A 24,476-nucleotide genomic window follows, 5' to 3' on the forward strand; every position below is an offset into this window, starting at 1 on the left:
GCTGAAAAACGGCCATTCGATTCGAAAAAAACTCAGCCCTACATAACAGCAGCGACATTCCTACCAATGAGGTTCTCACCATGTCATTGCAGTGCCCTCGCTGTAACTCCCCCAAGATCGCTTCCTTCCATCACGCCATGAAAGTCGGTGCAGCTATTGGCACTGTAGGCGGTGTTGCGCGTGGCGTCAGCGCAGCCTGGACCGGTGGGCAGGCCGGCGCAGCCATCGGCGCGCTCGCCGGGCCGGTCGGTATCACACTCGGCTCAGTGTCGGGCGCCATCCTCGGCGGTCTGGCGGGTGGCGTCGGTGGATGCGCGCTCGGCGCTCAACTCGGCGAGTCGCTCGACCGCCACGTTCTGGCCCACAACCTTTGCCTGCTCTGCGGTCATCGCTTCAACCTGCCGACCTGATCCAGCGCTGTTCCCATCCATTCATCTAGTCGGTGCTGCGCCTCGCTCAGCGCTTTATACCGATTTGCACCTAAAGGAATCACTCACATGGCACATCTCGTCGAAACCATGGCCTACGCTGGCGCTACCCCGTGGCATGGCCTGGGCAATCAGCTCACGCAAAAGCAACCCATCGAAGTCTGGCAACGCGAAGCCGGCATGGACTGGCAGATCCTCGAAAGCCCCGTGCATTTCAAATCGAATGCCGTCGGCCACCTGGGCGCGATCCACTCCTTCCCCGAGCAAAAGGTGCTCTACCGCTCCGACAGCAAGGCGCCGCTGTCGGTGGTCTCACAGCGTTACCACACCGTGCAGCCCCGGGAAGTGCTCGAATTTTATCGTGACCTCACCGAGGTTTCCGGCTACGAGTTGGAAACGGCTGGCGTACTCAAGGGCGGTCGCAAGTTCTGGGCGCTGGCGCGTACCGGGCAAGGCGCGGCGCTCAAGGGCAACGACCAGGTGAATGGTTATCTGCTGCTGGCGACGTCCTGCGACGGCACCCTGGCCACCACCGCCACTCCGACCACCGTACGGGTGGTGTGCAATAACACCCTGACCATCGCCCTGGACGGCACCAGTCGGGCGATCAAGGTGCCGCACAACACCCGCTTCGACCCCAATGCGGTGAAGAAGCAACTCGGTATCGCCGTTTCGCAATGGGACGGCTTCATGTACCGCATGCGGGCGCTGGCCGAACGCAAGGTGCAATGGCATGAAGCATTGGGGTTCTTCATGAATGTGCTGTGCGAGACCAGCCCGACCGGCGCGCTGCCGGAGCAACTGCCCAACGAACGCGCCTTGCGCAAGGTCCAGGAGTTGTACGAGGGTCGCGGTCGAGGCAGTCAGCTGGACTCGGCACGCGGCACCGCCTGGGGCCTGCTCAACGCCGTAACCGAGTATGTCGACCATGAGCGCCGTGCCCGTAGCAACGAATACCGCATGGACTCGGCCTGGTTCGGCCAGGGCGCACAGATTAAGCAACGCGCCTTAGATGCCGCACTGCAACTCGCCGCTTAATCGTCACCTACCTCACCCATCGCGCCCGGTCAGCCTTGTGCTGGCTGGGCGTTTTTATGTCAGCAGGTGAATACCATGAAAGCAACGTCATTGAACGGCAGCACCCGCAAGAAACGTCCTGCCCTGCGCTTGGTCAGCACCAAGGAGCTGCCGCGCGAGGACTGGCTGCAGATCCGCAAGCAGGGCATCGGCAGTTCGGATGCCGCCGCTGCCGTGGGACTGAACCCCTACAAGTCGCAGCTGGAGCTATGGCTGGAGAAAACCGGCCGCGACACCGAGCTGCCCAAGGCCGATCCCCACGATGAGGAAAGCCCGATGTACTGGGGCAATGTCCTGGAACCCATCGTAGCCTGGCATTACAGCAAGCGCACCAAGAACAAAGTCCGGCGTATCAACGCCGTGCTGCAGCATCCCGATCCCGAGTTGCCCTGGATGCTGGCCAACATCGACCGTGAGGTGATCGGTGCCGACGACGTGCAGATCCTCGAATGCAAGACCGGCGGCATAAACGGGGCACGCCTCTGGAAAGAAGGCGTGCCCGAGTATGTGCAGCTGCAGGTGATGCACCAGCTCGCCGTCACCGGCAAGCAGGCTGCGGATGTGGCCGTGCTGCTCGGCGGCCAGACGCTGGATATCCACCGCATCGAGCGGGACGAGCAGATGATCGCTCGCCTGATCGAACTGGAGCGCAAGTTCTGGCACTACGTGGAAACCGATACGCCACCGCCAGCCGATGGCACCGTCTCTGCTGAAGCAGCACTGCGCTGCCTCTATCCAGAGGATAACGGTCAGGTCGTCGACTTCAGCAGCCATGCCGGACTGGCCGCTGCCTTCATCGAGCTCAAGGCCGTTCGCCAGTCGATTGCCGACAAGGAAAAGCGCGAGGCCGAGCTCAAGCAGATGCTGCAACAGGCCATGGGTGATGCCAGTCGGGCGGAGTTCTCCAGCGGCTACGTCAGCTGGCGCAAGGCCAAGGACAGCGTCGGTCTCGATGTCGCTCAACTGCTCCAGGAAAAGCCCTACCTGCAGGCCAAGTACCCGCTGCTGAAACCCGGTGCGCGGCGTTTCCTGGTCGGCTGATTTCCATCTCCATCAACTCTTCCCCCCCTTGGCCAGTCCATGCAGTTCGTGCTGCGTGGCTGGCCTTTTTTCATTTTCAGGAGAACCCCCATGCTCAAAGGTCTGGCTATCACGCCCCCGGTGCTCGGACGCATCTCTATCGGTAAGGTCGTCAAGAAGAACGGCAAGCGCCTTCCGGAGAAGGATGACCAGTTCACCATCACCTCCCAGGTACAAGGCAATGACGGCTGGTTGCTGCACCCGCTCAATGATGAGCTGCGTCAGGGCAAGGAAGACAAGCTGCGCAGCATCCCGGTACGCCTGCTGTTCAACGAACCGGAGCTGAACTTTCGCGCCGACTACACCCTGTTCGACCGGCAATCCGGGCGGCCGCTGTGCGTGGGCAACGGCGAGATCTGCAAGCGGGTCACCCAGGACGGCATGCAGTCACTGCCCTGCCCTTCGCCAGACACCTGCTCGTTGGCCAAAGGCAATGCCTGCAAACCTTACGGCCGACTGAACGTGATCATTGGTGACGACGATCCGCTGGGCAGCTTCGTGTTCCGCACCACCGGCTTCAACAGCATCCGCACCCTCGCCGCCCGGCTGCATTACTTTCAGGCCATCTCCGGGAACCGCTTGGCGTGCCTGCCGCTCGAACTGCGCCTGCGCGGTAAATCCACCCGGCAAAGCCATGGCACGCCGATCTTCTACGTCGACCTGACGGTACGCGGCGGTATGGACATTGCCGAGACGCTGCAGGCCGCCAACGAGCTCGATGCGCAGCGGCAAGCAGCAGGATTCGTTCAGGCCGCCTTGGATGAAGCGGCGAAGCGTGGCTTCGGCAATGGCGCGTTCGAGGACAGTGAGGAAGATGCTGGTGCCATCGCCGAGGAGTTCTACCCCGCCGAAGAAACCTCATCTCCAACCACCAATACTTCCCAGCGTTCCGCGAAAACCAGCCTGGCTGAGAAGCTGGACGCACAAGCCCAGCTCCATACCCCACCGACAGATCACCATCAAGGAGCCCAGCATGCACCCGCACAAGCTGAAGGCCAGCGAATCGACCGGCACCTACCTGGTCGAGTCGCCGGTCACCGAAACCGACATCCTGCTGATGGCCCGGCAGTTGGCGAATCTGCGTCTGCGTCGGGAGCGAGCACTGACTTCACCGAAGGAAGTATTCAGCCACCTGCAGGCGCAGCTGGGCGACTACGAGCATGAGGCATTCGCCCTGCTCCTGCTCGACAGCCGGCACCGGATGATCGTCTTTCACGAACTGTTCCGGGGCACCCTGGACAGCGCCAGTGTCTATCCCCGGAAGTCGTCAAGGCTGCCCTGGAGCACAACGCCGCAGCAACCGTGCTGGTCCGCAACCACCCTTCCGGTGATCCGGAACCCAGCCAAGCGGATCTCACCCTCACCCACAAGCTGCGGGAGGCCTTGAACCTGGTCGGGGTACGAACCCTGCACCACATCGTGGTGGGCCACAAGGGCTGCATATCGCTGGCGGAACAGGGCTACCTGTGAGGAGAGCGACAATGAAGCTACTACGAGTTTTTGCTGCCGTGTTCCTGTTCGCCGGCATCCTCGCAGGCTGCCTGGCCCTTCTGCTGCTGGTGCTTCTGCTGGCGCGCTTTCCGCCCCTGCTGATCGCCGTGCTGCTGGCATGCTGGATTTCTGCCGCCTAGTGAAGGCGTTGGCGCCCGGAACAGCCGCGGCAGAGTCCACCACTGCACCACAGAACTAATCACTAGCCCGAGCCGCCAGGCCTGCACTGGCCGCCTCAATTCAATAGGGAGCATGACGATGAACAGACAATGTTTGATGTGCGACTCCAGCGCCGTGCTGACACGGGACGCAGCCAAAGGGCTGAGCGCCAGGAGGTGATGACATGAGCGCGCTTCCCGAGGCCGAGAAGGCCACTACCGCAGATGTGACGAGCTTCATCACGAACCAGAATCCGCCCATGGACTTGTTCCACATCAGCCCTGGCGTGCCCTGCGACTATGCCCTGGAACAGGCCTCGACCCTGTTGGGGTGCGTGCACAAGCTGATCCTCGCGGGGGCTGTGGATGAAGATGGCGACATGATCTGGGCCGCCTATTACCTGAGTGGGCTTGCCCAGGCGATTCTCGCGGATGTGGAGGCTGGGCGGATGCGGAACAAGCGGGAGAAGACTGTTCTGAAGGCCTAGAAATCCTGTGGGGAGTCCACTCAGCCCGCTGGGCTGCGCGATCGGGCGCGTAGCGGCCGTAGATGGCATGCCGGGTGCGATAGCCGCGGATATCCCCCCGGCTGATTGGTAAGCCGTGGGCGCAGCGGCGCACCTTGCGCCGGTGCGCGCGCTCACGCCAGTCAGAAGCTGTAGTTGAAACGCCTCATCACATTGCGCGGTGCCGTGAACACCGTACAGACCGGTTTAGCTGTAGTACTGCGAGGCGGCTTACTCAGCAACCGCGGCGGTCACGATGATCTCGACCAGCACATCCGGCGCGCCCATGTCGCACTGGGCGGTGGCGCGCGTGGGGGCGCAACCCGGTGCGGTCCAGGCGTTCCAGACCTCATTCATGCTGTCGAAGTCACGGGCCAGGTCTTTGATCCAGATTTGCGCTGTCAGCACCCGGCTTTTGTCTGAGCCCGCCTTCTCAAGATAAGCTTCAATTTTCGCCAATGTATCGCGTGTTTGGCCGGCGATATCTTGAGTGCGGTCATCGGCGGTCATCCCGCCGACATAAATCACACCATTATAAATAACGACCCGGCTACGGCGCGGGTCAGTTTCGATGCGAACGATATCACTCATATAGGCTCCTGGATTTTAGTATGAAGAACGGGCGAACTAATGTGTAAGTTCGCCCAGTAAAATAGGTTTGATAGGGGCGCGAACGCGGTAGTGGCCGACCTCGTTAGGATCGACGTTGCGCGTTTTCGCGATAATTTCGGTGACGGTTAAACCGCAGAAACGTCCTTGGCATGGCCCCATGCCGCAGCGGCCAAATGCCTTGGTTTGATTCGGCCCATGGCAGCCCAACGCTACATAGCTGCGAATCTGCCCAGCAGTCACTTCCTCGCAGCGGCACACCAGCACGTTATCGTCTGCGGGAATTCTATTTTCCTCTTGGGGGCGATAAAGAACATCCAGGAACTTTCTGATGCTCGTAGCGTTTTCCAACTGCTGAGCCAGTCCGGCCAGTTGATGTCCCAAGCCCTGCAAACTTCCAAGCTGCGCCCCAATTGCCAAGGCCGCCAAGCGTCCCTGTACAGCAGATGCCTTGGCGCCGACGATGCCTCGGCTATCACCGGCGACGTAGATCACGGTGTCGCCCAGGCGTCCATGCTCATCGGTATGCGGCAACCAGCAAAGTTGCTCGGGGCTCCAATAGTGCGCGGCGCCCGTCGAGAGGCTGAGTTGCGCATTCGGGACCACCCCTTGATGCAGTAACACCAGAGAAGACGCGACGGACGTGCGCTGCCCGCGATGTTTGAATTGAATGCCTTGGGCCGCATGGTCCCCCACGATTGCCAGGTCGGTAGCGCCCGAGTAAACCTTGACCCCGTGACGCTTGATCGACGCGAGCAGCTTCATGCCCTTGGCAAGATCACGCCAGCCTTTGAGCGCACCAGCCGCTTCGCGCAACGCCCGGACATAAGCCGACTGTGGTGTGGTGTCCACCAACGCCTTGATCGCCACGCCTGCCCTGAGGTATTGCCAAGCCAAGAGGTAGAGCAGCGGACCGCAACCGGCGAGGACAACGGGCTCGGTAGGCAGTGCACCAGCCCCTTTGAGCATGATCTGACCGGCACCCGCGCCCATTACACCAGGTAACGTCCAGCCTTTGATGGGGAATGGTCGCTCCATGGCGCCGCTGGCCAGTACGACATACTTGCCGACGATGTCTTCATTATGGCCATTGGCGATGTAATTGATTTCCCCCGAAGCGGCCACGTTCCAGACCACCGCACCGGTGATGTGGATAGCACCGCTGGCTTTGAATTCACGAGCAAGGGCTCGGCCTGCGACGTAATCCGCGCCGAGGATGTGTTGTATGGCTTCAGGAGCGGACTCGATCCGCCGATAGATCTGGCCGCCGAGCGCTGGTTGCTCGTCCAGCACGACCACCGTCAACCCCTGGGCGCGTGCCTGGCAGGCTGCGGCCATTCCAGCTGGGCCGGCACCGACGACCACCAGGTCTACCGGGACATTATTCATGGCACCCTCCCATTTCGCCGAGGTCCAGTGCCACAGCGCCGAGTTGACGCTTGATATGCATGCCGTCGCGCACCGGGACCATGCAACTTTGCCGTGCGGGTACGCCGTCGATTTCAACGAGGCATTCAAAGCAAACACCCATCATGCAGTACGGAGCGCGGGAAACATTACCGACGATACTGGAGCGGAAATCACGGGCGCCTTGGGTCAGCAACGCGGCAGCCACACTGATGCCCTCGGCGACGCGCAATTCTTGCCCCTCGAATGTGATTTTTACCGTCCGCCCAGCAGGCGCGTTCGAAACAGAAAAAAGCGGCTTAGTGGTCATGGGTAAAACTCGCGTTGGGGTCTAGGAATCTGTCGCTGTGGAACCCTTCGAAGTTCGGGGGTGAGGGTGTTATGCCCCCGACCCAGGGCCCGATGACGTAGGCGTGGATTGCCGCCAGTGTCACGCCGCTATGACAAATAACGGCATAGGCCCCTGGGCACGTCGTCGAACTCTGGTACACCGGGTAGCCGTCGGGGGTTAAAGGCCGAATGGCGCCCCATGCTCGAACGAGCCTCACATCCTTGAGGGCGGGAAACGTATCTACAGCCCGTTCGGCGAGCCAGCTGATCTTGTCAGGTGTCGTGCGATCATCCAGACCGACATCTTCTGAAGTCGAGCCGATCTGCACCGACCCTTCCTTGGTCTGCCGCGCCTTGTTCGTCGGGTAGGGGATAAACGGCTTGAGCCGCTCGGTGATCAGCACTTGCCCGCGCGTCGGGCGGGTTGGGGCATGCAACCCCACTTGCGATGCCAACTCGGAGATCCCGATACCGGCGGCGAGTACGAGCCTGTCGCTGTTCCAGGATTGGCCATCCCGGGAACGCGCCGTGAATTTACCGGTACCGGGGTCCTGCGAGACCGCAACAACGTCAACGCCAGAAATGATATCTGCCCCCTTCATTTTCAGACCCGCATGCAGTGCCCTGAGCAGCATCAAGGGGTTGGCGTGGCCATCATGAGTACCGAAGCTTCCGCCGACGACCTTGGGGCCTAGCCCAGGCAAATGCTGCCTCAGCTCTGCAGGGCCCATCATTTGATAGGGGATATCACCCACTGCTTTGTTGATTTTCTCAAGCAAGTCCGCCCGCGCTTGTACCTCTTTTTCGCTGAACCCAAGCCAGAAGCCGCCCGTTTGCTCAAGCCCCGTATCGACACCCGTCAGGCTGAGCAACTCCCGGTGCAGTTCCGGCCACTGTCTTACGGCATCGCGCGTCCATTGCGCATAGCGGGGCATCCCACCACCTTTGCTCGATAACCAGACCAGGCCAAAATTTCCCCGAGAGGCGCGTAATGCGGCATCCCCTTGGTCGAGGACGGTGACCTTAAGGCCCCTGCGCGCGGCACCGTAGCCAATTGCCGCGCCGACGAGTCCACCGCCCACTACGATCATGTGTTCTTTGCTCATACTTCACCTCCGCAACTGTGCGGCAGCTCTTGAAAAAAGGGCGAGCGGCTCCTCGCTGCCAAAGTCTTTGGAAGCGAAAAGTGCACCTGGGCCTATTTTTTACCGATTAATACTTTGTCCAAACCGACAATACGGTCTAGCAAAAACATGAGGATCATCGTTCCCACAATCATTACCGTGGAAACCGAAGTCGTCACCGGGTCGGTCATCAATGCGATCCGTTCATACAGGGCAACCGGAAGTGTCGTAGTACCCGGGGTGGAGACGAATATCGTCATGGTGACTTCATCGAAACTTTGAATGAAGGCCAATAACCAACCGCCGGCCACGCCTGGGAGAATCAAGGGAAACAACACTTTCCAAAAGGACACATATTTAGAGGCGCCGAGTGAGCGTGCCGCCAGTTCCGCATCGCGATCAATCCCGATGACAGCCGCCAGGGTAAGCCGCAGTGAGTAAGGCGTGACGATCAATGCATGCACCAATAACAGCCCGATGAAGGAACCCGAAATCCCCGCCACTGAAAAGAACCTGAGAAACGCTACACCAAGCACGACATGAGGAATCATCAAGGGGGAGAGAATCAATGATGTAAGTGCTTCGCGTCCGGCGAAACGGTATTTGGCAATAGCTATCGCGGCGGGTACCGCGACAATGGACGCAATCGTCGCCGCGCCAAGCCCCAGCCACACCGAGAGCCAAAACGCATTGATCAACTCCGGGGCGTCCCAAATGGCTTTGTACCACCGCCACGAGGCGCCGTCGAAAGGCATCGATATATAGCCCTTGTCTGAGAAAGAGACCAATACAATGATCAACAGCGGCGCCACAATGAAACTGACGAACAGTGTGTGGAAGAGTATTGCAAAGGGTCCGTTACTTTCCAGGCTGCGATCACTCATACGAACACCTGCTTGAATTTTCGCTCGATCAATCGATTGCTGCCGATCACCACGAAGACAATGGCAATAAGCAAGAGCACCGCAATGGAAGCGCCCAATGGCCAGTTCATCGTGGAGAGAAATTCATCGTAGATCGCCGTGGTGACGACTTTGACGCCGCGACCGCCGATCATCGCCGGCGTGGCGAAGGCCGAGGCAGACAAGGTAAAGACGATGATCCCGCCAGACAAAATACCCGGCATCAGCTGCGGCAGCACAACGCGCCTGAAGGTGGTCACCGGGCCGGCCCCGAGGGAGCGGGCCGCATGGGCAATCTGGCCATCGACTTTTTGCAGCGTGCTCCATACCGAGATCACCATGAAAGGCATCATCACATGGGTCAGGGCAATCACTACCCCGGTCAGGGTAAACATGAGCTGTAGTGGCTGGTCGATCAGACCGAGTGCCATCAGCGCTGAGTTGATAAAACCTTCACGTCCCAACAACAGCGACCATCCCAACGTCCGTACCACCACGGAAATGAGTAACGGGCCGAGTATCACGACGAAAAAGCCACCTTGCCATGCGGGCCGCATGCGCGAAAGGATCAGCGTTTCAGGAACGCCAATGGCAATGCAGACGGCGGTGACGCCCAGTGACATCAAAGCGGTACGGGCAAACAGCTCGTAATAGAAACTGTCGCTGAGTACCTCCAGGTAACTGGCCAAGGTATAACTGTTTTGAGTGCCACTCATGGCGTCGAACACATTGAATGAAAGCATGCCAGTCAATGCGATGGGTACGACGAGCAACCCTAGAAACAACAGGAGCGCGGGCAGCGAGAGTACCCACTGAGCACCATTGGCGCGGTAGGTAGTGTCAGCCATGGGCGGCCTCCGCGGATACGACCTGCAGGTCGCCGTCGCCCCAACCGATGCCGACCGTTTCGCCTTCTTGAGGCTGGCGCTCGCCATTGTTCGGTGCTGTCATCTTCAACGCGCCCAAGGCGCTTTCGATTTCGTAATACCACAGGCCACCGAGGAACAAACGTGATGCAATACGCCCCTCGGCTTTCCCAACGCCGGGCGGGGTGAAGCGGATGCGCTCAGGCCGGATGAACAGCATGGCGTCGTCGCCCACCTTGAGCTGCTGCCGGTTCGCGGGCACGACGATGCCGTCCAGGTGGACCAATGCCTGTCCCTGGGAGATGGACTTCACCTTGCCCATGAGAATATTGGTCTGACCCAGGAAGCGCATGGCGAAGCTGGAGGTGGGCTGGTCGTAGACATCTTGAGGCTTACCCAGCTCTGCGATGCAACCGTCGGCCATCACAGCGATTCGGTCGCTCATTGTCATGGCTTCGACTTGGTCATGGGTGACCAAGATAGTAGTAATGCCGAGCCGGCGCTGGAGCGCCCGGAGCTCAACATGCATTTCACCCCTGAGCTTAGCGTCGAGGTTCGACATAGGCTCATCGAGCAGCAAGACACTCGGACGGATCGTCAAAACCCGTGCGATAGCGACACGCTGCCGTTGGCCACCGGACAACTCCCGTGGATAACGCGCCCCGAGCCCCGACAGACGGACCATCGCGAGCGCTTCTTCGACACGCGTCGCCAGCTCTTGTTTAGGCACTTTGCGCATCTGCAACCCGAAGCCGACGTTTTCGGCAACGGTCATATGCGGGAACAGTGCATAGCTTTGGAATACGATGCCCATGTCACGTTTTTCAGGCAGCATGCTGGTGATGTCGTTGCCACCGAGATGGACAGAACCCGTGGTAGGGGAAATAAATCCCGCGACCATCTGAAGTGTCGTCGTTTTTCCGCATCCCGAGCCACCCAGCAGCGAGATGAACTCACCGCTCTTAACCTCTAGGTCCAAGTTGCGCACAGCGGTAAAGCCGCCCGAATAGGTTTTCGAGAGCCCTCGGATAATCAAATTACTCATGGCCAATACTCACTATTATTATCATCGTCGAGAAAAGCGCTCACTCAACGGTACGGCTCCACTGTTTTGTCCATTCAGCACGTTTACGGTTAACGGTGTCCCAGTCTATCGGCACCAGCTGCGCAAGCTTCTCTTCGCCATAAGGGACCTCTTCGGCCAAACCCTCTTCGAGCTTGGCTTGCCGGTTGACGGGGCCGAAGCCCTCGGTGGCGAACTTGGCCTGCACACTGGGAGACGCCAGGTATTGAATCAGCGCTTGAGATTTTTCTGCGAGCTTATTCCCGGAAACTACACAGGCCGAAGCAATAATGGCGGGTGTGCCTTCTTTTGGATAAACAAACTCGATAGGAAAGCCTGTTTTTTTCAACGCCACGGCACGGTTGCTACCCCAGACAGCAATATCGATATCGTTGCTCTGGAACATCTGCGCTAATTGGGCATTCGAAGAGGTCCACGCCAATACATTGGGCGCGACATTTTCACGAACGGCTTTGAAGCCTGGGTCCATATCATGCTCACCGCCACCGTTGATGCGGGAGAACATGATCAAGGTATTTAGGCCGAACGTACCGGAGATAGGGTTGGAGGCGACGCGCTTGGCATATTTGGGGTCCGCGATGTCGGACCACGATGTGGGCGCCGCCCAACCATTCTTGGCGAAGACTGCTTTATTGTAGGCAATGCCCGTCGCCACCAGCCCGATACCGACCGCCTTACCCTTGAAGTTCGAGGCTGCGGCGATATCGTAGATGTCCTGATACACCGGCGACTGCGCCAAGTTATCGCACAGGCCAAATTGCACGGCGTAATGCATGGGGCCGTCGTCAAACAAGGCAACGTTGATTTGCTGACTGGCTCGCTGCGCTTGCAATTTGGCAAGGTTTTCACTCGAGCTGCCCGGCACATAAACGACGTTGACATCATGCTTGGCTTCGAACTCGGGAAGGATGACCGTTTCAAAGGTCTTTTGAAAGTCGCCGGAATACCCTGCGAAATAGAGCGTGTCTTGCGCATACGCGCCGCTGCTAAGCGTAATGGCGCTGGCCAATGCAAAGGTGTTGATTTTTTTCATGTCAGCTTCCCCTCCTCACGCGAGTTAACGAGGCAGTGGTCCGCCTCTGTTTTGACTCAATTGGGTAACATCAGTCGGCAGAAGCCCAGCTTCAATGCACGGACTATAATTGTTGTCTTCCAGGAGACGCTTAGCGCCCCAGTTCCGGCTGAACACAACGTTAAGGGGAGCAGCGGTGGACAAGCAAATAGAATATCGCCTTGGCCTATGCACTGGTGATATACCCCCCCTCCCGGGAGCAATCCCTACGCCGGCGCTTTACACCCGAGGCTCTCGAGTTCGCGGGCCAGCACGTCTTTGACGGTCGTCACGAAGTCTGAAATCAACCGATCGTTCGCGCGCTCTTTGGGGTAGATGATGTACCCCTGATGTTTTACGGTGGGCAGAAAAGGCCGCGTCACCATGCCCGAATGGCGGTAATCCAATGAGGCGAGCGGGTTCACGATCGATAGGCCTAGCCCCTGCATGACCAGCGAACAGGTGATTGAACTGTAAGAGGTCTCTAGGCGAATGTGCCGGTCAATACCGGCGTTTTCAAAATGGGTGTCGACCAGTGAGTAGCCATGTTCGGTGCGGGGCAGCGAGATGAAAGGCTCATTCGCCAGGTCCTGGGGGGTTATCACGTCCTTGCGTGCGAGCCGATGGTCTGCAGGCATCACGCAGACGGCGTCTACCTCATACAGGTGCTCATAGGCCAGGCCATAGTTGTTATTGACCTGGGAGACCAAGCCGACATCACAGGTTTGATCTTCAACCCAGCGTGCCACTGTCGTTGCGTGGCCGGTATGGATGGACACGCTGACTTCGGGCAGATTTTGACAAAACTGCTGCATCACCCTGGGCACCAGGCCCAGCGCAAGCATCTGTACTGCGGCGACCGTCAGCGCGCCACCGCTGAACCGCTTGATCCGCTTGGCGGCTTCGTCCAGATGGTGCAGCCCCGCAAAGCTTCGTTGTACCTCCTTGAAGAAGGACCGGGCGTCACTGGTGGGCACCAGTCGCCCTGGCAATCGCTCGAAAAGTTTCAAGCCGGTTTTTTGTTCAAGCAGCGCAATCGCTCTGCTCACATTAGGTTGTGAGGTGTGCAGCGTCTGCGCGGCCGCAGTGGTTGAGCCCGACAACATGACGGCCCTGAACGCCTCAATTTCAGAGAACCTCATCATGGAAAAGTCTCCAATATCGCTTTCTCCACAGCGCCAATATTCAGCTTGCCGGTATGCCGAATCAGTGTTTCAGCCTCTCTCAAAGCAATCACCCCCAATGCAGGACTCGCGCAGCGCTGCGTTAAACGCTTAATGTACCCCAGGTCCATCATCACACGGCGACGGGATGCTCCTTCGCTGCGCCAGGCTCGACGATGGCGGCGCTCAGTCTTGCAGCAACGCTGCGCGTCGGCGATTCGTCGTAATTATCACCTGTTAGTCGCAGCTTACGCCTGTGGTCTTCCTCGGCGCCAAACGCGGCCTCAATCATGATGAGGTGCGCCATCACTTCATCGATGCCGTCAGAAAGAAACGCACGGACCAGGAAGTGTTCGACAGGAGTTGAGAAAAGCTCCGACGCTTGGGGCTAGCTACACGCAGCAGCTCCCACCTGGCTTCCAGTGCCTGCCGCACATCCTCGGCGGTTGCCCAAGTTCGCAGCCACATAGGGCGTTCGGCTTCCTCCCACTCGTCGTGGTCCACTTGGAAGGAGCACGGCTCCCACGTCAGCCGCTCAGGGTGGGGCGGCGGGTGCGGGAAAGCGCACAGGTCATCGTCGAGGGTATAGACCCAAGGCAGCCGGAAACCCCGCCAGTCCACTTCGGTCATCTCGGCCCAGTCTTCCCATGGCGCCAGTAGCAGGAAAAACAGTGCACGTTCTACCGCAGCGGGGAAGCGCCCGCTGTGGGGAACAATCTCGCCCAGATCCTTTGGCGTGAGAACAGATCCAGCACTACCGCTAGATAGAGCCATCCTTCATAGGTGCGGATGTAAGTGATATCTGTCACCCAGACCTTGTTCGGCTCACTGACCTTGAACTGCCGCGCGAGGTGGTTGGGCGAGGCCACTGTTGGTTTTCCACCGTAAAACCCTGGACGCCGCCGATAGCCCGTTTGCGAACGCAGCCCCTCCGCCTGCATCAAGCGCCCGACTCGATTTCGTCCGCATTCCTCTCCCAGCTCACGTAGGTCATCGTGAATTTTGCGGTAGCCGTATACACCTCCGCTTTCTAGCCAAGCGTGCTTGATCAAGCCAAGCAGACGTTGATCTTCTTTTGCTCGGGCAGATTGAGGCTCGGCCAGCCAGGCGTAGTAGCCGCTGGGGTGCACCTTGAGGGTTTGGCAAAGGCGCCGCACCGGGTAATCAGTCGAGTGCTTCTTGATGAAGGCGTACTTCAGCCGCACTCCTTGGCAAAGTACGCGGCGGCCTTTTTTAAGATGTCTCGCTCTTCAGTCACGCGCTTGAGTTCAGCGCGTAGCTTGCGCAATTCGGCCTGCTGATCGTCGTCTTGCTGACGCTGCTCTTGGGGCTTGGTGTAGACCTTGATCCAGGCGTAAAGGCTATGTACGGACATGCCCAGGCGCTGGGCGACATCGGCGACGGGTTTGCCTTTCTCGGTCACTTGCTTGACCGCTTCGATCTTGAACTCTTCGGGGTAACGCTGACGACTCATGGCACCTCCTATTTGGGCCTCATTATGAGGCTTGGAGGTGTCTACGAAACCAGGGGCGATTCAAAGGGCTATCTCTGCACGATGGAGTTTGAGCGACGCTACGCGAGCAGTAGCTATCAGCACTAATCCCGGCCTGTCTCTGCCGATTGTGGCTCGTTACGTCATTGGTTTCGCTTCTGAAATGCGACCATTCGACTCGAAAAAATCTCAACCACACATTATCGCGATGACATAAGCACCAAGGAGGTTAGCCCCATGTCATTGCAGTGCCCTCGCTGTAACTCCCCCAAGATCGCTTCCTTCCATCACGCCATGAAAGTCGGTGCAGCTATTGGCACTGTAGGCGGTGTTGCGCGTGGCGTCAGCGCAGCCTGGACCGGTGGGCAGGCCGGCGCAGCCATCGGCGCGCTCGCCGGGCCGGTCGGTATCACACTCGGCTCAGTGTCGGGCGCCATCCTCGGCGGTCTGGCGGGTGGCGTCGGTGGATGCGCGCTCGGCGCTCAACTCGGCGAGTCGCTCGACCGCCACGTTCTGGCCCACAACCTTTGCCTGCTCTGCGGTCATCGCTTCAACCTGCCGACCTGATCCAGCGCTGTTCCCATCCATTCATCTAGTCGGTGCTGCGCCTCGCTCAGCGCTTTATACCGATTTGCACCTAAAGGAATCACTCACATGGCACATCTCGTCGAAACCATGGCCTACGCTGGCGCTACCCCGTGGCATGGCCTGGGCAATCAGCTCACGCAAAAGCAACCCATCGAAGTCTGGCAACGCGAAGCCGGCATGGACTGGCAGATCCTCGAAAGCCCCGTGCATTTCAAATCGAATGCCGTCGGCCACCTGGGCGCGATCCACTCCTTCCCCGAGCAAAAGGTGCTCTACCGCTCCGACAGCAAGGCGCCGCTGTCGGTGGTCTCACAGCGTTACCACACCGTGCAGCCCCGGGAAGTGCTCGAATTTTATCGTGACCTCACCGAGGTTTCCGGCTACGAGTTGGAAACGGCTGGCGTACTCAAGGGCGGTCGCAAGTTCTGGGCGCTGGCGCGTACCGGGCAAGGCGCGGCGCTCAAGGGCAACGACCAGGTGAATGGTTATCTGCTGCTGGCGACGTCCTGCGACGGCACCCTGGCCACCACCGCCACTCCGACCACCGTACGGGTGGTGTGCAATAACACCCTGACCATCGCCCTGGACGGCACCAGCCGCGCGATCAAGGTGCCGCACAACACCCGCTTCGATCCGCAAGCAGTGAAGAAACAGCTCGGTATCGCCGTATCCCAGTGGGACGACTTCATGTACCGCATGCGCGCGCTGGCCGAACGCAAGGTGCAGTGGCATGAGGCTTTGGGATTCTTTATGGGCGTGCTGTGCGAGACCAGCCCGACCGGCGCCCTACCGGAGGTACTGCCCAACGAGCGTGCGCTACGCAAAGCCCAGGAGCTGTACGAAGGCCGTGGTCGCGGTAGCCAGCTGGACTCTGCACGTGGCACAGCTTGGGGCCTACTCAACGCCGTGACCGAGTACGTCGACCACGAACGTCGTGCCCGCAGCAACGAGTACCGCATGGACTCGGCCTGGTTCGGCCAGGGGGCACAGATCAAGCAACGCGCTCTGGATGCCGCGCTACAGCTCGCCGCTTAGCCCTCACTTACTTCAACCCTCGCGCCCGGTCAGCCTTGTGCTGGTCGGGCGTTTTCATGTCTGCAGCTGAATACCATGAAAGCAACGTCATTGAACGGCAGCTCCCGCAAAGCCCGCCCGGCCCTGCGCCTGGTCAGCACCAAGGAGCTTCCGCGCGAGGACTGGCTGCAGATCCGTAAACAAGGCATCGGCAGTTCGGATGCCGCGGCTGCCGTGGGACTGAATCCCTACAAATCGCAGCTCGAACTGTGGCTGGAGAAGACCGGCCGCGACACTGCGCTGCCTAAGGGCGATACCCAGGATGAGGAAAGCCCGATGTATTGGGGCAACGTCCTGGAACCCATCGTGGCCTGGCACTACAGCAAGCGCACCAAGAACAAGGTCCGCCGCATTAACGCCGTGCTACAGCATCCGGATCCGGAGCTGCCCTGGATGCTGGCCAACATCGACCGTGAGGTAATCGGTGCCGACGATGTGCAGATCCTCGAATGCAAGACCGCCGGCATAAACGGGGCACGTCTCTGGAAGGAAGGCATCCCCGAGTATGTCGAGCTTCAGGTGATGCACCAGCTCGCCGTCACTGGCAAGCAGGCTGCGGATGTAGCCGTGCTGCTTGGTGGCCAGACGCTGGAGATCCACCGCATTGAGCGGGACGAGCAGATGATTGCTCGCCTGATCGAGCTGGAGTGCAAGTTCTGGCGCTACGTGGAGACCGACACACCACCGCCAGCCGACGGGACGGCATCCGCGGAGGCAGCGCTACGCTGCCTGTATCCGGAGGACAACGGTCAGGTAGTCAACTTCAGCAGCCATGCTGGGCTGACTGCCGCCTATATCGAACTGAAGGCCCTGCGGCAGTCGATGGCCGACAAGGAAAAGCGCGAGGCCGAGCTCAAGCAGATGCTGCAGCAGGCCATGGGCGACGCCAGTCGCGCGGAGTTCTCCAGCGGCTACGTCAGTTGGCGCAAGGCCAAGGACAACATCGGTTTCGATGTCGCGCAACTGCTCAAGGACAAGCCGTACCTGCAGGCCAAGTATCCGTTGCTGAAGCCCGGTGCGCGGCGCTTCCTGGTCGGCTGATTTCCTCCTCCATCACCCCTTCCCCCTTGGCCAGTCCATGCAGTTCGCGCTGCGTGGCTGGCCTTTTTCATTTCCAGGAGCACCACCATGTTGAAAGGTCTCGCACTCATCCCTCCCGCACTCGGTCGCATCTCCATTGGCAAGGTCGTCGAGAAAAACGGTAAGCGTCTTCCGGAGAAGGATGACCAGTTCACCATCACGTCCCAAGTGCAGGGCCGGGATGGCTGGCTGTTGCACCCGCTCAACGATGAACTGCGTCAGGGCAAGGACGACAAGCTGCGTAGCATCCCGGTACGTCTGCTGTTCAACGAACCGGAATTGAACTTTCGCGCCGACTACACCCTGTTCGACCGGCAGTCGGGACGGCCACTGTGCGTCGGTAATGGCGAAACCTGCAAGCGCGTCACTCAGGACGGTATGCAATCGCTGCCCTGCCCTTCGCCGGATGCCTGCCCGCTGGCCAAGGGTAATGCCTGCAGGCCCTATGGCCGGCTGAACGTGGTCATTGGCGAGGAGGATCCGCTGGGCACCTTCGTGTTCCGCACCACCGGCTTCAACAGCATCCGCACCCTGGCAGCCCGGCTACATTACTTCCAGGCCATTTCCGGCAATCGCTTGGCCTGCCTGCCGCTGGAGCTGCGCCTACGCGGCAAGTCGACGCGCCAGAGCCACGGCACCCCGATCTTCTACGTCGACCTCACGGTACGCAACGGCATGGGCATGGCTGAAGCTCTGCAGCAGGCGGGCGAGCTCGCGGCGCAACGGCAAACCGCCGGCTTCGATCAAGGGGCGCTGGATGAGGCAGCCCGCCGGGGCTTCGGCAATGGCGCCTTTGAGGACAGCGAAGAAGACAGTCACGCCGTGATCGAGGAGTTCTTCACCGCCCCAGAGCCAGCCAGCTCGACCGCCCCCGTTGATTCACAGGCGGCGCCCAAATTCCTCGCAGACAAACTGGAAGCCCTCGCCTCACAGCCCCACTGAATCCCACCTGCCTGCGCTGCCGTCATCGGCCAGGCAGGTTTTCTTGGAGACTCACTATGCTTCTACTTCGATTTCTACTCCACCTGCTCATCTTCATCGGCGCGCTCGCGGCCGCTGCTACGGTGGTGCTGAGCATCTTGCTCATGCTGCGCTTCCCGCCGCTGCTGCTCGCCGTGGTCCTGGCCTGCTGGATGCTGAATCGCCTGCTCAGATTGCTCTGCCCACGCCCGGGCAATCCCTGCTGAAACCCCCCAGCGACAACCGCCAACCAGTCATCACCAGCGGCTGTGCATTCGGCCGTTATTACCACGAGGAACCATGATCAGATGCTTAATCTGCGAGTCCAAGGCCATTCTGACGCGGGACGTTGCCAAGGGCATCGCCCTGCTGGTCAGCCTGGCCGACAGTGCATTGCAGGGGGCTCAGGAGGCGGACACAGATACCCCAACCCTGGGGTCGCCAAATATCACTTCGGAGGGTTCAGGTATTTGTGCCTGCGCTGTGGATCGCTGTTCGATGAGCCGGGTACAGAGGAGGCGTCCGAGCCCGCCATGTAGTCGCCATGATTCAGCGCTCAGTCCTGGCCGAGCCGGGCAACCAGGCGCTCCACCATGTCCATGACAAGCTCACGGTCTGCCGCTGTCAGCCGGGAAAGAAGGTCATGGAGCCTGCGGGCCTGGTCCTCCGGGCGGGAGCTCCCTCGGTCAGCAGGTCGGCTGTTTCGCAGTTGAAGATAGTTGCCAGCTCGACCAGACGCTCATGATGATTCTTGGGAGGACCGACCTTAACAATCGCTTAGCTTGCAATCAATGAGCCTGGCGTACAGGTGTGTTTCAGCCATGCGGCTGGACAAACGCAACGCGCCATGCTGAAGCCCGGCTTCAGCATGGCGCGGGTCACACCCGGGCGGTCAACGTTTGCCAATGCTAGCCAGGTAATCCAGGCAGCTGTCGACGGTTTCCACGTCGGCGAACTTGGCATCAATGTCAAACAGGTTCCAGGCCACCGCGCCCGGTACCCGGTCGCCGATGCACTCTTTCACGGCGATGGTGCGGAAGCCTTCGGCCAGGCCGTCGCACAGGGTGGTACGCACGCAAGCCGAGGCCGTCACGCCGGTCACCAGGATGGTGTCGACCCCTGCCGAGCGCAGGTACCCGGCCAGCGAGGTGCCGCTGAACGAACTGGCGCGCTTCTTCACCAGCACGAACTCGCCATCGACTGGCGCGATGCGCGAGTCGATCGCCCAGAGGTTCTCATCGGCCTGGTTGACCACGTCCACCGGGATCTTGTTGTGCCACTGGCCCATGTCGGTGTTGGGGTCATGGCGGTCGGTGTTCTGGTAGCAGGTGGTGACGTGGACGATCGGGAAGTGGTTGGCACGGAACACCTTCATCAGGCGCTGCACGCCGGGGATGATTTCGTCGTCGATCTTTTCGCAGGTGAACGGGTTGCCTGGGCGGGTCCAGGCGTTGGCCAGGTCGACGTTGATCAGCGCCGGGCGCTTGCCGAAGCCGATACGGCGCTGGAAGCCACGCTCCTTGTAGAGCTTGGTCGATTCTTCGAAGGCGCGTTCGAGCATGGTCATCAGGTCTTGCGACATAGTGAATCTCCCCAGTGGGTCGTTGTAAGCGGTTCGGCAAGGAAGGTTTGCCTTGACCTGGAACTCACGATAATCTCGGCCACTGATGACATCCAATTCATTGTTGGCGAGCATTGATACCAAAATGAGCATTAATATCCGCTTTGATCTCAAGCAGATAAAAGCCTTCGTCCGCGTCGCGCAACTGCTGCATTTCAAGCGCGCCGCCGATGCCCTGTTCATCACCCAGCCGGCTTTGAGCCGCCTGATCAAGGCGCTGGAAAGCGAGCTGGGGGCGGAGTTGTTCATGCGCACCACGCGCCATGTGGCGCTGACCGAGGCCGGTCGGCTGTTCTTGCAGGAATGCCAGCAGGTGTTCCGCCATATCGAACGCGGTATCGACCTGGCGCGTAGCGCCGCGGCGGGGGACATCGGCCACCTGACCGTGGCCTACAACGACTTCGCCATCAACGGCGCGCTGCCGGGCATTCTCGAGCGCTTCAAGGACCTGCACCCGGATGTGACCGTGGAGTTGCTGTACATGCCCTCTCACGAGCAGTACAAGGCGATCCGCGATTGCCTGATCGACGTGGGGTTCCTGCTGGGGCCAATGACCGAGCCGGACATCGCCTCATTGCCGGTGAACCAGGAACGCATGGTGGCAATTCTGCCGTCACGGCACCCGCTGGCCGGACAGGCCACTTTGCGCATCGAACAGTTGCGCGACGAGCGCTTCATCTTCGGTGCGCCCAGTGGCTGGAGCCTGTTCCGCGACCAGGCGTTTCAGCTGTGCCAGCGCGCCGGTTTCAGCCCGAACATTCACCAGGAGGCCACCACCAGCATCGGTATCCTCGGGCTGGTGGCGGCCAACATGGGGGTGTCGCTGTATTCGGAATGCGCCTACCGGATCCAGCGCGAAGGCGTGGTCATCGTGCCGCTGCAGGACGAGCATGCCCAGGTGCAGACCATCGCCGCGTGGAACGAGGAATACCAGAGCCCTACCGCCGCGCGTTTCAAAGCCCTACTAGGGCACCGAGCTGCGGAGCTTCACGCCTGATCTGATGGCGTAAGGCCGAAGCGATCGGTACTGGCATCGTAGCGCCAGTCGTGGCCGACACTGCTGGCCAGCCACTGCGCGCCATTGCCGGTGAGCTCTTGCTGGGGATAGCGCCGAACGATCCAGAACTTCATCAGCATGGCATGGATCACCAAACCGCTGACGAAACCGACTACAAATGCCCAGTCACCGGAACAGTACGCCAACACGCTGGCCGCAGCCCACGCTAACAAGCCGGCAGGGTTGAAACCGCGCCAATAGTGGAATTGCCCTTGCAGCTCATACAACTGCGGCACGTTCAACCGGCGTCGCCGAATCAGGTAATAGTCAGCCACCATGATCCCGCCAATTGCCGAGAGGAACGATCCATACGAAAACAGGAAGGCGAACAGGTTATCGAGGATGGCCCACGGCATCGAAAGTGTACCGATGACTCCCGCGATCATCACTGCAGTCGGGTATCTGACTCGTGGTGCTCCAGCATTGACGAAGGTCAGCGCCGCCGGGATCAGGTTGGCTGCAGTATTGGTCGACCACTGTGCCAGCACCACCAGGACCATCAGCACGACCAGGCTCAGCCCGGTGCTCTGGGCCTGGATGACATTGATTGGATTCCAGTCTCCGGCGGCGACGAAAGATGCCGCGCCAATGACCGCGATCCAGGTCTGAGTCAGCGGTAATGCGACCAGTTGAGCAAGAAAGATATGCCGGTTACGAGACAGGAACCCCCGAGCATTGACTGGTGTCCGCACGTAACGGGTGATATTGGGAATGTCGATGGCCAAGGTCGACCAGAAAGCCACGTTAGCCAGGAACAGGGTAATGATGGTCAGCTGCTTGTCGCCGACGAACGTCCAGATATTGACCCCTTTGGTGACTGCCAGCACATCGAGGGTCAGGTACATCCAAACCGAGATGGCAATGATCGCCGGCGCTGCGATGGACGAGAGAAACTCTACCGCCTTGATACCCAGCGCGGTATTGATGATTTGCACCACTGCGAAGATCACATACCACAAGGCCCAGTTGTCGAACCCGGTCAAGTACTCGACGATACCGCTCAGGGCCAGGGCGCCGAGGTAGGTCTGGATACCGAACCAGATCGCCGCGACCAGGCCGCGAAACAATGACGGAATGTGTGTGCCATGCACGCCGAACGGCGCTCGCAAATACACCGCGAAAGACAAACCATGTTCGGTACCGATGTCCGCGGTCAGGGTCATCAGTAGCGCCAGGACGATGTTGGCCAGCAGAATGATCGCTACGACCTGTGGCAGCGGCAGGCCGGCAACACCCGTAGCACCCAGCTGGAAGGTGGCGATCATGAACGCGATACCGATCCAGATCCAGGTGAAACCCAGGGTACCGATCGAGCGATGTCGTCGTTGTACCGGAAGAATCGACGGTTCCAACAGGTTGTGACGGGAGACGGCCGGAGTCGGTGAGACAGAAGTCAATTCGGGGCTGTTCATCGAAGCACCTGTGCATGAATGGAAGGCGCAACCTACCTGCCATGGCGATGGCCGCAGGCTCTTGGGGAAAGGAACGAACGTGGGCAACGGCCTTTGCTGGCGAATAGCAACCCAGCAAAGGCTGCGGCGGGCAGACCTGTGGTCAGCCCTGCAGTTGCTGGCGCCGGGCGCGGGTGGCCTCGATGTCCAGGCGCACCTGCTCGTCGAGCACCACTCCGTACACCTCAAAGGCCTGTTCGAGGCTGCAGAAGTCATCCAGCACGTCTTCGCGCACCTGCTCGGCACTGCGTTCTAGCGGGTTGCCATAGCCACCGCCACAGGGCGAGTAGTAGGCCATCACATCCCCCGCCTTGGACGCGTACCCGGAGAACTTCGACGGCATCGACACCACCTGCCCGGGGCTGGCGACATTGTAGATCTCGGTCTTGCCTACCACCCCGTCGCAGCCACCGAACACCCCCCAGGGCACATCGAAATGCCGTTCGCTTTCGTGGGTGATGAAGCCCGCCGTGAGCACCCGCTGGGCCTTTACCACACCGATGCCACCGCGGTACTTGCCAGCGCCTGGCTGCACATCGTCACGCAGCTCGTAGCGGTCGCAGATCATCGGCAGGTGCATCCCCAGGTCTTCGATGGGGTTGTTGCGGGTGTTGGCCATCAGGTTGTCGATGGCATCGGGCCCGTCGGATTTCGGCCGCCCGCCGTATGCCCCTTCGTTGACTTCGAGGAATACCCAATAGTCGCCATCGGCCTTCACCCCGGAATAGGCAGCGAAGGAGATCGACGCCGAGCTGCCGGCGATCACCCGCTCCGGCAGCACCGGGGCCAGGGCCTTGATGATGAGATCGATCATCCGGTTGCACTGGGTGAAGCGCGCCTCGGCAGCGGCTGGGAACACTGGGTTGAAAATCGTGCCCAGCGGCGCCACGACGCTGATCGGGCGGAACGACCCCTCGTTGGACGGCACCGGGCTGGGCAGCGTGGCAGCGTCGAGCAGCAGCTTGCGGAAGGCGGCGTAGGCGGCCACCTTGCACGAACCTTCGAACGGCACGTTATAGGCGGTTTCGGTTTGCAACGCCGAACCGGTCAGGTCCACCTCCAGGGCATCACCGCTCACTTTTACCGTGACCACCACCGGCAGGCGCCGCTCGCGGTTGCGGCCGTCGTCGTCGAGGAAGCCTTCGGCGCGGTAGTCGCCATCGGGAATCTGCGCGATCTGCTGGCGCATGATGGTTTCGGCGTAGTCGATCAACTGGTTGATCGCGGTAAAGCTGAAGTCCTTGCCGTAGCGGGTCAGTAGTTCCTTGAAGCGCCGGGCGCCCAGCTGCGCCGAGGCCACCTGGGCTTCGATGTCGCGAATCAGCTGGTCGGATGCACGGCTGTTGTAACGGAACATCTGCACCAGCGCTTCGTTGCGCACACCGCGCTCATAGAGCTTGAGCCCGGCCATCAGCATGCCTTCGGCGTACACGTCGCCTACGTCGATGATCAACCCCGGCGTAGCTGCGCCGATGTCGATGTGGTGCGCGGTGTTGCCGGAAAAGCCCACCAGCTCGCCTTCATGGAAAATCGGCACGATCACCGCCAGGTCCGGGCTGTGGCTGGAGCCGTGATAGGGATGGTTGTGCACCACCACATCGCCCTCGTGCCAGGCGCCACCTTGCAGGGTGGCCTCGATGCCGCGCAGGTAGGCCGGGATCGAGCCGATGTGCATCGGCGTGGATTCGGACTCGCAGATGGTCTGGTAGCGGGTGTCGAACAGCCCGGCGCCCATGTCCTGGGACTCGCGGATGATCGATGAGAACGACATGCGGTACAGCACGTGGCCCATCTCTTCGGCGATGGTCTTCAAGGCGCCGCTGATGACTTGCAGGGTGATCGGATCGACCGGTTGCGTATTCATGGCTGTGTCCTCT

The 24,476-nt window shown here is 60.2% G+C and carries 24 protein-coding genes and 4 pseudogenes; 13 read left to right on the forward strand and 15 right to left on the reverse strand.

Annotated features, from left to right (window positions below; genetic code table 11):
* Positions 1–80 precede the first annotated feature (80 nt).
* The 7 genes and pseudogenes from ACOKS3_RS25445 to ACOKS3_RS25475 all read left to right on the forward strand — a co-directional run bounded on the left by ACOKS3_RS25445 (position 81) and on the right by ACOKS3_RS25475 (position 4,722).
* Positions 81–410, forward strand: a complete 330-nt coding sequence (locus ACOKS3_RS25445) for a hypothetical protein (protein WP_014003962.1) — start codon at positions 81–83, stop codon at positions 408–410.
* A gap of 87 nt (positions 411–497) precedes the next feature.
* Positions 498–1,466 carry a DUF932 domain-containing protein gene (locus ACOKS3_RS25450; protein ID WP_023101482.1) on the forward strand — a complete coding sequence of 323 codons (969 nt, stop codon included), beginning with the start codon at positions 498–500 and terminating at the stop codon, positions 1,464–1,466.
* Positions 1,467–1,541: 75 nt separating this feature from the next.
* On the forward strand, positions 1,542–2,546 hold the full coding sequence (locus tag ACOKS3_RS25455; protein ID WP_033959472.1) for a YqaJ viral recombinase family nuclease: 1,005 nt from the start codon (positions 1,542–1,544) through the stop codon (positions 2,544–2,546).
* Positions 2,547–2,636: 90 nt separating this feature from the next.
* Positions 2,637–3,584: pseudogene (locus ACOKS3_RS25460) on the forward strand (recombination directionality factor); the annotation flags it as partial.
* A pseudogene (radC, locus tag ACOKS3_RS25465) lies at positions 3,559–4,055 on the forward strand (RadC family protein). The pseudogenes ACOKS3_RS25460 and radC, both read left to right, overlap by 26 nt.
* An 11-nt stretch (positions 4,056–4,066) precedes the next feature.
* The gene (locus ACOKS3_RS25470; RefSeq protein ID WP_009681602.1) at positions 4,067–4,216 is read left to right on the forward strand and encodes a hypothetical protein; all 150 of its coding nucleotides are present in this window, start codon (positions 4,067–4,069) and stop codon (positions 4,214–4,216) included.
* A 203-nt stretch (positions 4,217–4,419) separates the two neighbouring features.
* On the forward strand, positions 4,420–4,722 hold the full coding sequence (locus ACOKS3_RS25475; RefSeq protein WP_009681603.1) for a DUF3077 domain-containing protein: 303 nt from the start codon (positions 4,420–4,422) through the stop codon (positions 4,720–4,722).
* Between the two features lie 249 nt (positions 4,723–4,971).
* Here the strand turns inward: ACOKS3_RS25475 and ACOKS3_RS25480 are convergent, their stop codons facing one another.
* From ACOKS3_RS25480 to ACOKS3_RS25530, 11 genes and pseudogenes are all read right to left on the reverse strand, one after another.
* Positions 4,972–5,331, reverse strand: a complete 360-nt coding sequence (locus ACOKS3_RS25480) for a RidA family protein (protein ID WP_009681604.1) — start codon at positions 5,329–5,331, stop codon at positions 4,972–4,974.
* Positions 5,332–5,367: 36 nt separating this feature from the next.
* Positions 5,368–6,738, reverse strand: coding sequence for an FAD-dependent oxidoreductase (locus tag ACOKS3_RS25485; protein ID WP_009681605.1), 1,371 nt, complete (start codon positions 6,736–6,738; stop codon positions 5,368–5,370).
* Complete coding sequence (locus tag ACOKS3_RS25490; RefSeq protein WP_009681606.1) at positions 6,731–7,066, reverse strand: (2Fe-2S)-binding protein; 336 nt, start codon at positions 7,064–7,066, stop codon at positions 6,731–6,733. The genes ACOKS3_RS25485 and ACOKS3_RS25490 overlap by 8 nt, the downstream gene beginning before the upstream one ends.
* The gene (locus ACOKS3_RS25495) at positions 7,056–8,192 is read right to left on the reverse strand and encodes an NAD(P)/FAD-dependent oxidoreductase (RefSeq protein ID WP_017638571.1); all 1,137 of its coding nucleotides are present in this window, start codon (positions 8,190–8,192) and stop codon (positions 7,056–7,058) included. The genes ACOKS3_RS25490 and ACOKS3_RS25495 overlap by 11 nt, the downstream gene beginning before the upstream one ends.
* Positions 8,193–8,284: 92 nt before the next feature.
* Positions 8,285–9,079: an ABC transporter permease gene (locus tag ACOKS3_RS25500; protein WP_197844851.1), complete on the reverse strand. Its 795-nt coding sequence runs from the start codon at positions 9,077–9,079 to the stop codon at positions 8,285–8,287.
* An 11-nt stretch (positions 9,080–9,090) separates the two neighbouring features.
* Entirely contained in the window at positions 9,091–9,960 is an 870-nt protein-coding gene (locus ACOKS3_RS25505; protein WP_009681609.1) for an ABC transporter permease, read from the reverse strand.
* Positions 9,953–11,023 (reverse strand): ABC transporter ATP-binding protein, encoded by a 1,071-nt coding sequence (locus ACOKS3_RS25510; RefSeq protein ID WP_009681610.1) that lies wholly within the window; start codon positions 11,021–11,023, stop codon positions 9,953–9,955. Before ACOKS3_RS25510 ends, ACOKS3_RS25505 begins: the two co-directional genes overlap by 8 nt.
* Positions 11,024–11,063: 40 nt before the next feature.
* Positions 11,064–12,095 (reverse strand): ABC transporter substrate-binding protein, encoded by a 1,032-nt coding sequence (locus tag ACOKS3_RS25515; protein ID WP_009681611.1) that lies wholly within the window; start codon positions 12,093–12,095, stop codon positions 11,064–11,066.
* Positions 12,096–12,340: 245 nt separating this feature from the next.
* Positions 12,341–13,258, reverse strand: a complete 918-nt coding sequence (locus ACOKS3_RS25520) for a LysR substrate-binding domain-containing protein (RefSeq protein ID WP_009681612.1) — start codon at positions 13,256–13,258, stop codon at positions 12,341–12,343.
* A gap of 151 nt (positions 13,259–13,409) precedes the next feature.
* Positions 13,410–13,583, reverse strand: a complete 174-nt coding sequence (locus tag ACOKS3_RS25525) for a hypothetical protein (protein ID WP_422764665.1) — start codon at positions 13,581–13,583, stop codon at positions 13,410–13,412.
* 418 nt (positions 13,584–14,001) lie between these two features.
* Positions 14,002–14,750, reverse strand: a pseudogene (locus tag ACOKS3_RS25530) (IS3 family transposase); the annotation flags it as partial.
* Positions 14,751–15,005: 255 nt separating this feature from the next.
* On the opposite strand from ACOKS3_RS25530, the gene ACOKS3_RS25535 reads away from it, so the two are divergent.
* From ACOKS3_RS25535 to ACOKS3_RS25555, 5 genes are all read left to right on the forward strand, one after another.
* On the forward strand, positions 15,006–15,335 hold the full coding sequence (locus tag ACOKS3_RS25535; protein ID WP_014003962.1) for a hypothetical protein: 330 nt from the start codon (positions 15,006–15,008) through the stop codon (positions 15,333–15,335).
* 87 nt (positions 15,336–15,422) lie between these two features.
* Positions 15,423–16,391, forward strand: a complete 969-nt coding sequence (locus ACOKS3_RS25540; protein WP_463581459.1) for a DUF932 domain-containing protein — start codon at positions 15,423–15,425, stop codon at positions 16,389–16,391.
* Between the two features lie 75 nt (positions 16,392–16,466).
* Positions 16,467–17,471 carry a YqaJ viral recombinase family nuclease gene (locus tag ACOKS3_RS25545; RefSeq protein ID WP_034023887.1) on the forward strand — a complete coding sequence of 335 codons (1,005 nt, stop codon included), beginning with the start codon at positions 16,467–16,469 and terminating at the stop codon, positions 17,469–17,471.
* Positions 17,472–17,558: 87 nt separating this feature from the next.
* Positions 17,559–18,452: a recombination directionality factor gene (locus ACOKS3_RS25550; RefSeq protein WP_009683520.1), complete on the forward strand. Its 894-nt coding sequence runs from the start codon at positions 17,559–17,561 to the stop codon at positions 18,450–18,452.
* A 56-nt stretch (positions 18,453–18,508) separates the two neighbouring features.
* Positions 18,509–18,697 (forward strand): hypothetical protein, encoded by a 189-nt coding sequence (locus ACOKS3_RS25555; protein WP_009683519.1) that lies wholly within the window; start codon positions 18,509–18,511, stop codon positions 18,695–18,697.
* Between the two features lie 329 nt (positions 18,698–19,026).
* On the opposite strand, the pseudogene ACOKS3_RS25560 reads toward ACOKS3_RS25555, so the two are convergent.
* Together ACOKS3_RS25560 and ACOKS3_RS25565 are read right to left on the reverse strand one after the other, a co-directional pair.
* A pseudogene (locus ACOKS3_RS25560) lies at positions 19,027–19,211 on the reverse strand (helix-turn-helix domain-containing protein); the annotation flags it as partial.
* 151 nt (positions 19,212–19,362) lie between these two features.
* Entirely contained in the window at positions 19,363–20,052 is a 690-nt protein-coding gene (locus ACOKS3_RS25565; RefSeq protein WP_009683518.1) for an isochorismatase family protein, read from the reverse strand.
* Between the two features lie 124 nt (positions 20,053–20,176).
* Between ACOKS3_RS25565 and ACOKS3_RS25570 the strand changes: the two genes are divergently transcribed.
* Positions 20,177–21,088 (forward strand): LysR family transcriptional regulator, encoded by a 912-nt coding sequence (locus ACOKS3_RS25570; RefSeq protein ID WP_009683517.1) that lies wholly within the window; start codon positions 20,177–20,179, stop codon positions 21,086–21,088.
* On the opposite strand, the gene ACOKS3_RS25575 is transcribed toward ACOKS3_RS25570, so the two are convergent.
* Both ACOKS3_RS25575 and ACOKS3_RS25580 read right to left on the reverse strand, forming a co-directional pair.
* Positions 21,079–22,560, reverse strand: coding sequence for an NCS1 family transporter (locus ACOKS3_RS25575; protein ID WP_023101486.1), 1,482 nt, complete (start codon positions 22,558–22,560; stop codon positions 21,079–21,081). The genes ACOKS3_RS25570 and ACOKS3_RS25575 overlap by 10 nt on opposite strands.
* A 142-nt stretch (positions 22,561–22,702) precedes the next feature.
* A complete protein-coding gene (locus ACOKS3_RS25580) occupies positions 22,703–24,463 on the reverse strand; it encodes a hydantoinase B/oxoprolinase family protein (RefSeq protein ID WP_009683515.1) in 1,761 nt (586 codons plus the stop codon).
* Positions 24,464–24,476: the final 13 nt, after the last annotated feature.

The sequence above is a fragment of the Pseudomonas sp. HS6-2 genome, from assembly GCF_049325675.2.
GTDB classification, from domain to species: domain Bacteria; phylum Pseudomonadota; class Gammaproteobacteria; order Pseudomonadales; family Pseudomonadaceae; genus Aquipseudomonas; species Aquipseudomonas putida_N.

Excerpts from the sequence above, each read along its gene's own strand:
- ACOKS3_RS25520 (WP_009681612.1), bottom strand. The coding sequence starts at position 13,258 with ATGATGAGGTTCTCTGAAATTGAGGCGTTCAGGGCCGTCATGTTGTCG.
- ACOKS3_RS25525 (WP_422764665.1), bottom strand. The coding sequence starts at position 13,583 with ATGGCGCACCTCATCATGATTGAGGCCGCGTTTGGCGCCGAGGAAGAC.
- ACOKS3_RS25485 (WP_009681605.1), bottom strand. The coding sequence starts at position 6,738 with ATGAATAATGTCCCGGTAGACCTGGTGGTCGTCGGTGCCGGCCCAGCT.
- ACOKS3_RS25490 (WP_009681606.1), bottom strand. The coding sequence starts at position 7,066 with ATGACCACTAAGCCGCTTTTTTCTGTTTCGAACGCGCCTGCTGGGCGG.
- ACOKS3_RS25445 (WP_014003962.1), top strand. The coding sequence starts at position 81 with ATGTCATTGCAGTGCCCTCGCTGTAACTCCCCCAAGATCGCTTCCTTC.
- ACOKS3_RS25510 (WP_009681610.1), bottom strand. The coding sequence starts at position 11,023 with ATGAGTAATTTGATTATCCGAGGGCTCTCGAAAACCTATTCGGGCGGC.
- ACOKS3_RS25550 (WP_009683520.1), top strand. The coding sequence starts at position 17,559 with ATGTTGAAAGGTCTCGCACTCATCCCTCCCGCACTCGGTCGCATCTCC.
- ACOKS3_RS25580 (WP_009683515.1), bottom strand. The coding sequence starts at position 24,463 with ATGAATACGCAACCGGTCGATCCGATCACCCTGCAAGTCATCAGCGGC.
- ACOKS3_RS25480 (WP_009681604.1), bottom strand. The coding sequence starts at position 5,331 with ATGAGTGATATCGTTCGCATCGAAACTGACCCGCGCCGTAGCCGGGTC.
- ACOKS3_RS25515 (WP_009681611.1), bottom strand. The coding sequence starts at position 12,095 with ATGAAAAAAATCAACACCTTTGCATTGGCCAGCGCCATTACGCTTAGC.
- ACOKS3_RS25470 (WP_009681602.1), top strand. The coding sequence starts at position 4,067 with ATGAAGCTACTACGAGTTTTTGCTGCCGTGTTCCTGTTCGCCGGCATC.
- ACOKS3_RS25475 (WP_009681603.1), top strand. The coding sequence starts at position 4,420 with ATGAGCGCGCTTCCCGAGGCCGAGAAGGCCACTACCGCAGATGTGACG.
- ACOKS3_RS25455 (WP_033959472.1), top strand. The coding sequence starts at position 1,542 with ATGAAAGCAACGTCATTGAACGGCAGCACCCGCAAGAAACGTCCTGCC.
- ACOKS3_RS25505 (WP_009681609.1), bottom strand. The coding sequence starts at position 9,960 with ATGGCTGACACTACCTACCGCGCCAATGGTGCTCAGTGGGTACTCTCG.
- ACOKS3_RS25450 (WP_023101482.1), top strand. The coding sequence starts at position 498 with ATGGCACATCTCGTCGAAACCATGGCCTACGCTGGCGCTACCCCGTGG.
- ACOKS3_RS25575 (WP_023101486.1), bottom strand. The coding sequence starts at position 22,560 with ATGAACAGCCCCGAATTGACTTCTGTCTCACCGACTCCGGCCGTCTCC.
- ACOKS3_RS25495 (WP_017638571.1), bottom strand. The coding sequence starts at position 8,192 with ATGAGCAAAGAACACATGATCGTAGTGGGCGGTGGACTCGTCGGCGCG.
- ACOKS3_RS25535 (WP_014003962.1), top strand. The coding sequence starts at position 15,006 with ATGTCATTGCAGTGCCCTCGCTGTAACTCCCCCAAGATCGCTTCCTTC.
- ACOKS3_RS25570 (WP_009683517.1), top strand. The coding sequence starts at position 20,177 with ATGAGCATTAATATCCGCTTTGATCTCAAGCAGATAAAAGCCTTCGTC.
- ACOKS3_RS25545 (WP_034023887.1), top strand. The coding sequence starts at position 16,467 with ATGAAAGCAACGTCATTGAACGGCAGCTCCCGCAAAGCCCGCCCGGCC.
- ACOKS3_RS25565 (WP_009683518.1), bottom strand. The coding sequence starts at position 20,052 with ATGTCGCAAGACCTGATGACCATGCTCGAACGCGCCTTCGAAGAATCG.
- ACOKS3_RS25555 (WP_009683519.1), top strand. The coding sequence starts at position 18,509 with ATGCTTCTACTTCGATTTCTACTCCACCTGCTCATCTTCATCGGCGCG.
- ACOKS3_RS25540 (WP_463581459.1), top strand. The coding sequence starts at position 15,423 with ATGGCACATCTCGTCGAAACCATGGCCTACGCTGGCGCTACCCCGTGG.